This is a genomic window from Bacillus sp. FSL W7-1360 (genome assembly GCF_038592975.1).
In the GTDB taxonomy this organism is placed as follows: domain Bacteria; phylum Bacillota; class Bacilli; order Bacillales; family Bacillaceae_D; genus Shouchella; species Shouchella lonarensis.
The window spans coordinates 738,205-750,421 of sequence record NZ_CP151950.1; the positions used below are offsets into that span (position 1 = coordinate 738,205).

A 12,217-nucleotide genomic window follows, 5' to 3' on the forward strand; every position below is an offset into this window, starting at 1 on the left:
GGTTGGATCGTATGAAGATCATATTTATGGGAACACCGGCCTTTTCGGTGCCTATTTTAGAAAGGTTAGTGGATCAGTTTGATGTATGTGCGGTCGTGACACAGCCGGATCGACCAGTTGGTCGGAAGCGGCAATTAACCCCGCCTCCGGTGAAGTTGGCTGCACGGGCGCATGAAATTCCTGTTCTACAACCAGCGCGCATTCGCACGGACTATGAGGCGATTTTACAACTGGAACCGGATTTAATTGTGACCGCTGCGTATGGTCAAATTGTCCCTAAGGCGGTATTGGACGCGCCTCGTTATGGCTGTATTAACGTACATGCGTCATTACTACCGAAATACCGTGGTGGTGCGCCAATTCACCAAGCCATTATTGATGGAGAACAGGAAACCGGCATTACGATTATGTATATGACAGAAACGCTTGATGCAGGTGATATGTTGTCACAGCGAGCGATACCAATTGAGATGGATGATGATGTGGAAAGTATGCACAATAAACTAAGCGTACTTGGCGCAGATCTATTGCTGGAGACGATGGGTAAGATTGAAGCAGGCACGGTCAATCGCCAGCCACAAGATCACGCGCAAGCGACATTTGCGCCAAATATTCGGCGCGAGCAAGAAAGAATCAATTGGTCGAAGGATGCGACCGCTTTAGCCAATCAAGTGCGTGGGATGAGACCGTGGCCGGTTGCATATACAACAGTGGCTGGGAAGCGCATGAAAATTTGGGCGTCACAAGTAGGAGAAGCGCCGCCTGAAGGAAGTCGTCCAGGAGAGATCGTGCAGATCGATGCAACAGGCATTGACGTTGCTTGCGGAGAGCACACAACACTGCGATTGACGATGGTTCAGCCTGAAGGGAAAAAGGCGATGGCAGTGCAGCAATTTTTACAAAGCAACCACGGTTTAACGAAAGGTGCGTACTTAGGTGGAGAAGATGGGTAAACTGACTGTAAGGGAAGCAGCACTAGACGTTTTATTAAAAGTAGCACAGGACGAAGCGTTTAGCCACTTGTCATTAAACGATATGTTGAAAAAACAACGGTTGAGTGGACGAGATAGCCGTTTGTTGACGGAAATTGTTTATGGAACGATGGCGAGACGTATGACGCTTGACTATTATTTGGCCCCTTTTTTAAAGAAGAGTAAGAAGCTGGAGGAATGGGTGCGGTTGCTTCTGCACTTGTCGGTTTATCAAATGGTGTATTTAGACCGCGTGCCGGACCGCGCCATTATCCATGAAGCGGTGACGATTGCTGGGAAACGTGGGCATAAGGGCATTCGTGGGTTTGTCAATGGTGTGCTTCGTTCTGTTCAGCGTCAAGGTGTACCGTCCGTGCAAACAATTGCTGATCCACTTGAAAAAGCAGCGATTGAAACGAGTCATCCGAAGTGGCTGCTCGCTAGGTGGGTGGCGCAATATGGATTTGATACAGCGGTAAACATGGCAGAGGCAAACAACAAACCGCCGCGTGTGACGGTGCGTGTCAATGTATGTAAGACAAATGCAGACGAAGTAATCGCATCTCTTGCGTCAGAAGGGGTGACGGCTGTGCACGGGCGCTTATTGCCTGAAGCGCTTGAAATGACTTCAGGGCAGCCATTTTCTACGCAGTCATATCAGAAAGGGTTATTTACAGCGCAAGATGAGAGTGCCATGCTTGTGACCCATTTGTTAGATATCGGTCCGAATATGCGTGTGCTTGATACATGTGCAGCTCCCGGCGGGAAAACGACACATATTGCTGAGCAGTTAAATGGGACAGGCACGGTCGATGCATACGATTTGCATCCTCATAAAGTCAAGTTGATTGCTGAACAAGCAGCACGACTCGGGCTTAAAAACGTATATCCAGTGGCGCAAGATGCGCGAGAGATGAAGAGCGAGCCATTGTATGACCGGATTTTAATAGATGCCCCGTGTACTGGTTTTGGCGTCATTAGACGGAAACCCGACATTCGTTTCCGGAAGCAAGAAGCGGATGTAAAAGCGATTGCCACTGTACAGCAAGAAATACTCCGTGCTGCTGCGCTGGCGTTAGCCCCTGGGGGAAAGCTTGTATACAGTACATGCACGATTGAACAAGAAGAAAATGAAGCAGTCGTGGCCAAATTTTTATCTGACCACCCGGGGTTTAAAGTCGATGAGACGATGAAGGAGCGATTGCCGGCAGTATTGCAGGAAAAGGGACGTTGTACGCCACTCGGGCTGACGATTTTGCCGCAAGACTTTGGTACTGATGGATTTTTTATGACATGCTTAACGAGGAGTATATGATGAGTAAAGCGAAGCAACAAGAAGAGGTGGCAATTCAGTCACTAGAATTTGCACAGTTAAAGGACTGGTTACAAGCGCAAAACGAGCCTGCTTTTCGTGCGGGTCAAATTTTTGATTGGCTATACGTGAAGCGCGTGCAATCTTTTGCCGAGATGACCAATCTTTCTAAAGGATTACGAGAAAAGTTGTCGAATACCTTTATGTTTGTTACGTTAAAAACGATTATGAAGCAAGTATCACAAGATGGAACGATCAAATTTTTATTTGAGTTACATGATGGCTATTCAATTGAAACTGTATTGATGAAGCATGACTACGGTTATAGTGTCTGTGTGACGACGCAAGTTGGTTGTCGGTTAGGTTGTACGTTTTGTGCGTCAACGCTCGGGGGATTAAAGCGTCATTTACAAGCAGGTGAAATCACTGCCCAAGTAGTTGAAGCGCAACGGGCATTAGATGAAGACGAGAAACGCGTCTCTTCCATTGTCATCATGGGCATTGGTGAACCGTTTGACAATTACGACGCGCTCATGCCTTTTTTACGGACAGTGAACCATGAAAAAGGTTTAAACATCGGCGCGCGCCATATTACAGTGTCAACGAGCGGTGTTGTCCCTAAAATTTATAAATTTGCTGATGAGGGTTTACAAATTAATTTTGCGGTTTCTTTACACGCGCCTAATAATGACATTCGCGGCAAACTCATGCCGATTAATAGGGCATGGCCAGTAGAAAAGTTGATGGAAGCCATTCGTTATTATGTTGAAAAGACGGGTCGACGGGTTTCGTTCGAATACGGGCTATTTGGTGGTGTAAATGACCAAAAAGAACATGCAGAAGAATTGGCAACATTAATTGAAGGCATCAAATGCCATGTCAACTTAATCCCGGTAAATGATGTTGTTGAGCGTGATTATGTACGAACGCCACGAGAGCAAATTTTTGCTTTTGAAAAGGCGCTAAAGGCACGGGGGGTGAATGTGACCATTCGTCGTGAGCAAGGTCATGATATTGATGCTGCTTGCGGGCAGTTACGGGCGAAGGAACGTAAGGAAGAAACGAGTAAATGAGGTGAGCGATTGTGATTGAGGGTACAGCGTTTTTGACAGATGTTGGTCAAGTGCGGACACATAATGAAGATAACGGCGGTATTTTTACAACGGATGCAGGTGTACTTGCGGTTGTGGCTGATGGGATGGGGGGGCATGCTGCTGGTGATGTAGCCAGTCGATTGATGATTGAAACATTAGATGAAGCATGGCAGCAAATAGAAGCGCCTTTACCTGCAGCTGAAGTAGAAGCATGGTTAACAGCCCAGTTTTCTGCAGCAAACCAAACAATTTTAGATTATGCAAAAGCACACCCTGACTGTGAAGGGATGGGAACAACGGCGATTGCAGCTGTCTGCACCAATGATTATATTACGATTGCTCATGTCGGTGATAGCCGTGCCTATGTTTATCGAACAGAAGGGCTTATGCAACAAACGAATGACCATTCACTTGTAGCTGAACTCGTTCGAAGTGGGCAAATTTCAGTTGAAGAGGCAGATCACCACCCTCGCAGGCATGTGATTCTCCGAGCATTAGGAACGGATACAGATGTCGATGTGGATTGTTTTACATTAACAACCGATGGTGTATTGCTATTACTGTTGTGCTCAGATGGGCTATCCAATAAAGTGACCCAATTAGAACTACAAGAGGCGCTTGAGCGTGCCCGCACAAGTCATTTATCTGATATTGCAGCTGCACTGATTGCACGCGCAAATGAACGTGGTGGTGAGGACAATATTTCTCTTGCCCTCGTTCGTTATGAAGAGCGGGAAAATACAGGTGATTCGTCATGATTGGTGAACGAATTGGTGGACGTTATGTTGTTTTAGAAAATATTGGCGGCGGTGGCATGGCGAATGTGTATATGGCGCTGGACGTCATTTTAGATCGTCACGTCGCGGTGAAAGTGTTACAGCCCCAATTTTCTGAGGATGAGCAATTCATCCGTCGTTTTCGACGTGAAGCGGAAGCGGCGACAAGCTTGGCCCATCCTAATGTTGTCAATGTGTATGACGTTGGTGAAGAAGACCATTTATATTATATCGTGATGGAATATGTGAAAGGCCGGACACTCAAGCAAGTCATTGCGGAGGAGGGACCGCTGCCAATTCCCGTTGCCCTTGATTACTTTAAACAAATGTTGCAAGGAATCCACCACGCTCATACGATGCAAATTGTTCATCGAGACGTGAAGCCGCAAAATATTTTGATCAGTGAAGATGGGATTGCAAAAGTGACAGACTTCGGGATTGCGCGGGCGATTGATTCTGCGACAATTACGCATACAAATGCTGTGATGGGCTCGGTCCATTATTTATCACCGGAACAAGCACGTGGGGGCCATATTACATGCCGATCGGATTTGTATTCTCTTGGTATTGTTTTATTTGAAATGGTGACAGGGGAAATTCCTTTTTCGGGTGACACGGCCGTGTCGATTGCCATTAAACATTTGCAAAACGAGTTACCTTCTGTGCGAGAGCTTGTGCCAACAATTCCACAAAGCGTTGAGAAAATGATTCAAAAAGCAACAAGTAAAGATCCTGATCAACGCTATCATTCAGCGACAGAAATGATTGCTGCTTGTGACGTGGCATTATCGCCTGACGTTGCGCCAATCATGAGCTATGCTAATGAGCCGTCAACTGACAAAGATGATCAGGCTACGCGTGTGTTACCGGTTGTGACAGAGGATCAAAAAGATGAAGCAGCAAGAGAAGTAACGTCAGGTGGTGAATCAGAAAAAACGTCATCCGGCAAAAAAACAAAAAAGAAGCGCCGCAAGTGGCCGTGGATTGTTGCTGGATTACTTGCTTTAGTATTCACGGCATTCATTTTGGCACTGACTGTCCTCCCATCGTTGTTAGCAGTAGGAGAAGTTCGGGTAGCAGACGTTACCAATATGCCGTTAGAAGAAGCAACTGAGAAGCTTGAGTCGTTAAAGTTGAAAGTAGAAAGTGAGTATATGGCAAGTGATGAGGTCGAGCCTAACCATGTGGTGAAACAAAATCCAGTTGCTGATCGGTTAGTAAAAGAAGGATCGACAGTCACATTGTTTGTTAGTGCCCCACAAGATGAGCTGTCTCTTGATGACTATAAAGATTTGAGCGTGTCTCAAGCAACCCGCTTAATTGAACAGTTAGGGATGAAGGTCGAGACAATTGCACAAGAGTATGACGACCAAAAAGAGAATACAGTGCTATCACAAAATCCAGCGCCGGGAACAAAAGTAATCCCAGCAGAAACAACGATTGTTCTCACATATAGCGTCCCAACCGCTGTTCGTTTAGATGACTTAACAGGTTGGTCAGAAGAAGATGTACAAAAGTATTTGGATGATGTTGGGTTACGGGGGCGTTTCACGCATGAACCAGATGATCGTGTGGCGGCAGGAGGGGTGATTAGACAATCACCTGATCCAAGAAGTACGTTACAAAAAGGTGATAATGTCAATGTTGTTTTTTCAACTGGAAAGGAATCAAGCAACAGTGACCAACCGAATTTGCCGAAAGACGAGGCAGAGGCGCCTGAGCGTGAAAATCCTGGTGAGGCGGGCGATGATGCTGAACCAAGCATGGTTTATTTAGTGAAGCAAACCGTTGAAGTGTCTGAAGCACATCGGTCAGAAGGGCGCACATTTGACGTTCGTATTGTCAGTCAAGATGCAACGTCACAAGGGGATGAGAAAGTGGTTGTGGAAGAAACGATAGATGAGACAAAAACGTTTGAAATTCCGCTACGTGTGAGCCCAAGCTACAAAGGCTCGTTTGCTGTATATATTGATGGTGAGTTGGCGAGACAATCGGTCGTACGAGAGTACAAAGAATAGAGAAATATGGGGGAAACAATATGGCTAGCGGTGTCATTGTAAAAGCATTAGCCGGGTTCTATTATGTTCAAGATGGCGAGAGGTATGTCCAATGTCGGGCGCGCGGTTTGTTTCGAGAAAAGAAGCAAACCCCACTTGTTGGGGATCAAGTGATATACGAAGCCGAAAATGAAACAGAAGGTTATATTATGGCGCTTGAAGCACGTAAAAACGAGTTGAGCCGTCCCCCGATTGCCAACATTGACCAAGCGATACTCGTTTTTTCGGCGCGTGAACCAGATTTGCAGTTATTTTTGTTAGATAAATTGCTCATTCACATAGCGATACAGGAGATTGATACACTCATTGTTGTGACGAAGATAGACTTGTTGGAACCATCCGCGCGTAAACATATTGCAGAGCAGATGGAAGTGTATCGAGAAATCGGCTATCAAGTATTGTTCACATCGGCAAAAGATCGTGTTGCAGTCAATGATTTATGTCCTTATTTAGCGAACCGTATTTCCGTGTTGGCAGGGCAATCTGGGGTAGGCAAATCGTCGTTACTAAACGTCCTCTCACCGTCGTTACAATTAGAAACGAACAAAATCTCTACCCACTTAGGACGCGGTCGCCATACGACAAGGCATGTGGAATTGTTGCCGCTATTTTCTGGATGGATTGCTGATACACCAGGATTTAGCTCTCTTGACTTTACAGCGGTTGCAGTTGAGGATGTGCGGTTTTACTTTCCAGAATTTGTATCCCGTATGGATGGCTGTAAATATCATGGTTGTTTACATGACAAAGAACCGGCTTGTGCGGTGAAACAAGCAGTGGCGAATGATGAGATTGCCGAGACGCGTTATAAGCACTATCTACAATTTTTAGAAGAGATTCGTAAGCAGAAAAGGAGATATTCACGATGACAAAAATTGCACCTTCAATTTTAGCAGCAGACTTTTCACGTATGGGCGAGTGTGTGACATCTTTAGAGAAGGCGGGTGCGGATTGGATTCATGTGGATGTCATGGATGGGCATTTTGTGCCGCCGATTACATTCGGTGCACAAATGGTTGAAGCGATCCGTCCATTGACGTCGTTGCCGATTGATGTGCATTTAATGGTCGAGAAACCAAGCAATCAAATTGCTGCATTTCAGCAAGCGGGTGCTGACTTACTGAGTGTACATGTAGAAGCGGAAGTGCACTTACATCGAACAATTACGGCGATTAAGGATGCAGGAATGAAGGCAGGGGTTGTGTTAAACCCAGCGACACCAGCGGCGCTTGTGGAGCCAGTATTATCAGAAGTAGACCTCGTGCTACAAATGACGGTGAATCCTGGATACGGTGGGCAAACGTTTATTTCATCTACATTAAAAAATATTGCGAGATTACGTCAATTCATTGATGAGCATCAATTAAAAGTTGAGATTCAAGTTGATGGTGGTGTCGATGTAGACACAGGTCGTCTTTGTCGTGAGGCAGGTGCAGATGTACTTGTGGCAGGGTCAGCGATCCTAAAAACGAGCGATTGGGCAAAAGCGATTCGGCACATTCGGGGTTAAAAGTGGACAATAATATGGAGAGACCAAATGTTACGGAAAACAGGTCTCTTTTTCTTTTCTTGCGCATACGCTAGTTAGTAATAATGGGTGGACACGTCGAGGGACTGCACCTTTGATCATAAAGGCGTGGTGTTCGTTTTTATAAGCGTGTACTCGCATCAAAAAGCTTTAGGCGTGTCAGTTTTGCTTGAGGAGGAGGAGCTATGAAATTCTACACGATCAAGTTGCCTAAATTTTTAGGGGGGTTCGTGCGGGTCATGCTCGGCTCATTTAAAAAAGGATGAGACAAAAATCACCGTGAGCGATTTTCACGGTGATTTTTGCGCAATTTATACGCGCTCAATATTTTTACCAAGTTTTTTTAATGCACGAGCAGAAACGTATACACGTTTAGGCTTACCATCAACTAAAATACGGACTTTTTGTACGTTCACACCCCAACGACGCTTTGTTTTATTCATCGCATGTGAGCGCTTGTTGCCTGAACGTGATGTACGTCCTGTAAGATAACATTCACGGGCCATGTGAGCCACCTCCTTCATCATCTGTTTCCAGACTTCAGTCACTCAAACATCTTAGCACATGCGCCGTAAGAAAGCAATGATAAAAAAAGATGCGTCTCATCTGGTTTTATCCCGATTTTTGTGACTATCTGCCATGTTTTGTAGTGCTCGATATGGAAAGGATAGAAAAATGCCTTTGTAAAATAAATGACAGTATAGTAAAATGACAATACGTATGTGCATTTTATGATACCTTAAGGAGGACAAACCATGACGATTGAATTAAAAACAGCGCTTGGTAACGTAGATGTTGCACACGATGTGATTGCGACGATTGCTGGAGGTGCAGCAACCGATTGTTACGGTATCGTAGGAATGGCTTCGCAAAAGCAAATTAAAGATGGTTTAAGTGATTTGCTTGGAAAAGAGAATTTTCGACGTGGGGTGATTATACGAGAAGAAGGAGATGAACTCCACATCGATATGTACATCATTGTTAGTTATGGTACGAAAATTTCCGAGGTGGCACATAATGTGCAGACAAAGGTGAAGTATAACCTTGAAAAAATGATTGGTCTTACTGTTGATTCGGTCAACATTTTCGTACAAGGGGTTCGGGTAACGAACCTATAGGAATGAAGGGGGCAGTATTGTGACTAGGAAGTTAGATGGCAAGGCGCTTGCATTGATGTTTGTTGAAGGGGGGAAGTCTCTAGCGGATCGTGTAGATGTGGTTGATTCATTAAATGTTTTTCCAGTGCCTGATGGAGATACCGGAACAAATATGAACTTAACGATGACATCAGGTGTCAAAGAAGTGCAAATGCATATGAAAGCAGATGTCGGAAGTGTTGCAGGTGCGTTTGCTAAAGGGTTGCTTATGGGCGCACGTGGCAATTCTGGTGTCATTTTGTCACAGTTATTTCGTGGATTTTCACAGTCCGTAAAGGGTAGCGAAGAATTGACAACAAAGCAGTTTGCCGAGGCGATTGATGCAGGTGTCCAAACAGCATATCAAGCGGTCATGAAACCAGTTGAAGGAACGATTTTGACCGTTGCAAAAGATACCGCAAAACATGCACAGCAAGTCGCTAAAAAAGAGACCGCGTTTGTCCCATTTATGAAGTCGCTCATTCAAGCAGCAGAGAAGTCCTTAAAGAGAACACCGGAACTGCTACCTGTTTTGAAAGAAGTAGGTGTTGTTGATTCTGGTGGACAAGGACTTGTCTATATTTACGGTGGTTTTTTACAAGCGCTCACAGGCGAACGGACAGAAATGACAGTGAGTGAGCCAGATATGAGTGATTTAATTAAAATCGAGCATCATCATATGCAAAATGCGCATAGTCATATTGCCACAGAAGAGATTGAATTTGGTTATTGCACAGAAGTGATGGTGAAGTTTGATGAAGAAAAGCTCACTAGTTCTCCATATGACGAAGAAGCTTTTCGGACCGAGTTGAGCAAAATCGGTGATTCTTTGCTCGTTGTTTCCGATGATGATCTATTGAAAGTGCATATTCACGCGGAGTATCCAGGTGAAGTGATCACTGCAGCACAATCGTACGGACCGTTAGTGCAGGTGAAAATTGAAAACATGCGTGCCCAACACGAGAACCTTGTCTCGCGTGGGACAGAGGATCATGCGGCGCCAACGCATCAACCAGAACAAAAACCATTGGCAGAGCTTGCCATTGTGACTGTCTCCATGGGAGAAGGGATTGAAAAGTTGTTTAAAGGTTTGGGTGCAAGTGAGGTGATCGCCGGTGGACAAACGATGAATCCAAGTACGGAGGATATTGTCGAAGCGATCAAGCGTGCCCATGCCCATCACGTACTCGTGTTACCGAACAATGGGAATATCGTCATGGCTGCTGAGCAAGCTGCTGAAATGTCCGATGTAGACGTTGCTGTGGTGCCCACGAAAACGGTCCCACAAGGCTTGGCAGCGTTGCTCGCTTTTAATCCTGCGAAAACCCTTGCAGAAAATGCTGAAGGGATGAAAGCAGCACTTGCAGAAGTCAAAACAGGAGAATTAACGTATGCAGTTCGTGACACTTATATTGACGAGCAAAAGATCGAAAAAGGCGATTTCATGGGGATTTTTAATAAAAAGATCGTCTCATCAAGCAAAGCGTTAATGACGAGCACCAAATCGTTGTTGCTGGCAATGATTGATGACGATAGCGAGATGTTAACAGTGATTTCCGGTGCTGACGCGAAGACAGAAGACACAGAAGCAATTGTCGCATTTGTTGAAGAGACATTCCCTGAAGTGGAAATGGATGTTGTTGAAGGTGGACAACCACTTTACTCGTATATCTTTTCTGTGGAATAACAAAATGGCATTTGTGACCTGTGTTTGGTAAAGGAGGGGAATCCAATGGGAACAATAAAAATTGTGACAGATAGTACAGCTGACATTCCAAAGGAATTGATTGATCAATACGGGATTACGGTCATTCCGTTGAATGTTCATTTTGGTGAGGAACAATACGAAGATGGCGTAACGTTGCTCGCAAATGATTTTTACGCAAAACTAACGGACAGTGACGTGATGCCACGGACATCGCAACCTTCGCCACAGCAATTTGAGGATTTATATCGTTCTTTAAAAGAAGATGGGGCGGATCATATTATTTCACTACATCTGTCTTCAAAGATGAGCGGCACAGTGCAGGCAGCGACGATTGCAAAAAAAGAGGTTGCTGGCGAGATCGATGTGCATGTATGCGATACGAAGCGGGCATCGTATGCAATTGGTTTGATTGTGGTAGAAGTAGCGAAGCGAGCGGCAGCAGGAGAAAGCAATGAGGCGTGTCTCGCGCGGCTAGATGAAATGCTTCACGATGCAACGGTATACTTTATGGTTGATACGTTGGAATTTCTGCAAAAAAATGGTCGAATCGGTAAAGCAGCAGCACTTCTAGGTTCTTTATTAAAAATGAAACCGATTTTATCGTTAAATGAGGCAGGAGAAGTTTATCCTCACGAAAAAGTGCGTGGACAGAAAAAAGCGGTCGTACGTATGCTTTCGTTGTTGGAAGCACAATATAAGCAGGCATATGTATCTGTCGGGATTTCTCATGCACAAAATGAACCGTTAGCAAATGAATTAGCTGAAAAGGTTCGGCAGCAGTTTAATGTCGAATCGATTGTTATTACAAATATCGGCGCGGTTATCGGTGCGCATGTCGGACCAGGCACAGTGTCGTTATCAATGATGCATGCAAAAACGTAATAAAAAAGGTTGCCGCACGAGACGAGTATGGCAACCTTTTTATTAGGAATGAGATTTCCGAGGCAAGGAGGGAGCCAAATGAAGTTCCGCACAGTTTTTGATATCATTGGTCCAGTCATGATCGGACCATCAAGTTCACATACAGCTGGGGCTGTACGGATTGGCAAAGTTGCCAGAACATTGTTTGCTGAGACGCCACAGTCGGCAGATATTTATTTTTACGGGTCTTTTGCAAAGACATATCGTGGGCATGGCACAGATGTGGCTGTTATTGGGGGATTACTCGATTATGAAACAAATGACGAACGCATTCGTGACGCATTTTTTCATGCAAAACAAGCACAATTAGATGTACGTATCCATAAAGAAGATACATTGACAGCGCACCCGAATACAGTACGGATTCGACTTCACTCAGATGAAAAGCAGCTTGAACTTGTTGGGATCTCAATTGGTGGGGGCAAGATTGAAATTATTGAGTTGAATGGTTTCGCGTTGCGACTATCAGGGAATCATCCTGCAATTTTAGTTGTGCATCAAGATCGTTACGGTGCCATTGCGGCGGTGAGCAATGTATTAGCGAAACATGCCGTCAATATTGGTCACATGGAAGTATCGCGTAAAGAAAAAGGGGAAGAGGCGTTGATGGTCATGGAAGTCGATCAAAATGTGGATGCGCCTTTACTTCAAGAATTACAGACGTTACCGCATATTTTGCACGTGTCAAAAATTCATGAGTAGGAGGTGTGAAGA

At 44.9% G+C, this 12,217-nt stretch carries 13 protein-coding genes; 12 read left to right on the top strand and 1 reads right to left on the bottom strand.

What is annotated here, in order from left to right; genetic code table 11:
• The first annotated feature begins 11 nt into the window (after positions 1-11).
• From fmt to spoVM, 8 genes are all read left to right on the top strand, one after another.
• Positions 12-953, top strand: coding sequence for a methionyl-tRNA formyltransferase (fmt, locus tag NSQ26_RS03655; RefSeq protein ID WP_499719183.1), 942 nt, complete (start codon positions 12-14; stop codon positions 951-953).
• Entirely contained in the window at positions 946-2,286 is a 1,341-nt protein-coding gene (gene rsmB / locus NSQ26_RS03660) for a 16S rRNA (cytosine(967)-C(5))-methyltransferase RsmB (protein ID WP_499719185.1), read from the top strand. Before fmt ends, rsmB begins: the two co-directional genes overlap by 8 nt.
• Positions 2,283-3,356, top strand: a complete 1,074-nt coding sequence (gene rlmN / locus NSQ26_RS03665; RefSeq protein ID WP_141769881.1) for a dual-specificity RNA methyltransferase RlmN — start codon at positions 2,283-2,285, stop codon at positions 3,354-3,356. Before rsmB ends, rlmN begins: the two co-directional genes overlap by 4 nt.
• 11 nt (positions 3,357-3,367) lie before the next feature.
• Positions 3,368-4,135, top strand: coding sequence for a Stp1/IreP family PP2C-type Ser/Thr phosphatase (locus NSQ26_RS03670; RefSeq protein ID WP_499719186.1), 768 nt, complete (start codon positions 3,368-3,370; stop codon positions 4,133-4,135).
• Positions 4,132-6,171, top strand: a complete 2,040-nt coding sequence (pknB, locus tag NSQ26_RS03675) for a Stk1 family PASTA domain-containing Ser/Thr kinase (RefSeq protein ID WP_499719188.1) — start codon at positions 4,132-4,134, stop codon at positions 6,169-6,171. The genes NSQ26_RS03670 and pknB overlap by 4 nt, the downstream gene beginning before the upstream one ends.
• Positions 6,172-6,191: 20 nt before the next feature.
• Complete coding sequence (rsgA, locus tag NSQ26_RS03680) at positions 6,192-7,079, top strand: ribosome small subunit-dependent GTPase A (RefSeq protein ID WP_499719189.1); 888 nt, start codon at positions 6,192-6,194, stop codon at positions 7,077-7,079.
• Positions 7,076-7,720 carry a ribulose-phosphate 3-epimerase gene (gene rpe, locus NSQ26_RS03685; RefSeq protein WP_499719191.1) on the top strand — a complete coding sequence of 215 codons (645 nt, stop codon included), beginning with the start codon at positions 7,076-7,078 and terminating at the stop codon, positions 7,718-7,720. Before rsgA ends, rpe begins: the two co-directional genes overlap by 4 nt.
• A 203-nt stretch (positions 7,721-7,923) precedes the next feature.
• The gene (spoVM, locus tag NSQ26_RS03690) at positions 7,924-8,004 is read left to right on the top strand and encodes a stage V sporulation protein SpoVM (protein WP_090776061.1); all 81 of its coding nucleotides are present in this window, start codon (positions 7,924-7,926) and stop codon (positions 8,002-8,004) included.
• Between the two features lie 45 nt (positions 8,005-8,049).
• Here spoVM and rpmB read toward each other — a convergent pair whose 3' ends face one another.
• Positions 8,050-8,244 (bottom strand): 50S ribosomal protein L28, encoded by a 195-nt coding sequence (rpmB, locus tag NSQ26_RS03695; RefSeq protein ID WP_090776062.1) that lies wholly within the window; start codon positions 8,242-8,244, stop codon positions 8,050-8,052.
• A 249-nt stretch (positions 8,245-8,493) separates the two neighbouring features.
• Here rpmB and NSQ26_RS03700 point away from each other — a divergent pair, with 249 nt between their 5' ends.
• The 4 genes from NSQ26_RS03700 to sdaAB all read left to right on the top strand — a co-directional run bounded on the left by NSQ26_RS03700 (position 8,494) and on the right by sdaAB (position 12,205).
• Complete coding sequence (locus tag NSQ26_RS03700) at positions 8,494-8,856, top strand: Asp23/Gls24 family envelope stress response protein (protein ID WP_090776063.1); 363 nt, start codon at positions 8,494-8,496, stop codon at positions 8,854-8,856.
• Between the two features lie 16 nt (positions 8,857-8,872).
• Positions 8,873-10,561, top strand: coding sequence for a DAK2 domain-containing protein (locus tag NSQ26_RS03705; RefSeq protein WP_437182638.1), 1,689 nt, complete (start codon positions 8,873-8,875; stop codon positions 10,559-10,561).
• Between the two features lie 45 nt (positions 10,562-10,606).
• On the top strand, positions 10,607-11,464 hold the full coding sequence (locus tag NSQ26_RS03710) for a DegV family protein (protein ID WP_499719193.1): 858 nt from the start codon (positions 10,607-10,609) through the stop codon (positions 11,462-11,464).
• A 78-nt stretch (positions 11,465-11,542) separates the two neighbouring features.
• On the top strand, positions 11,543-12,205 hold the full coding sequence (gene sdaAB, locus NSQ26_RS03715; RefSeq protein ID WP_499719194.1) for an L-serine ammonia-lyase, iron-sulfur-dependent subunit beta: 663 nt from the start codon (positions 11,543-11,545) through the stop codon (positions 12,203-12,205).
• The last annotated feature ends 12 nt before the right edge of the window (positions 12,206-12,217 follow it).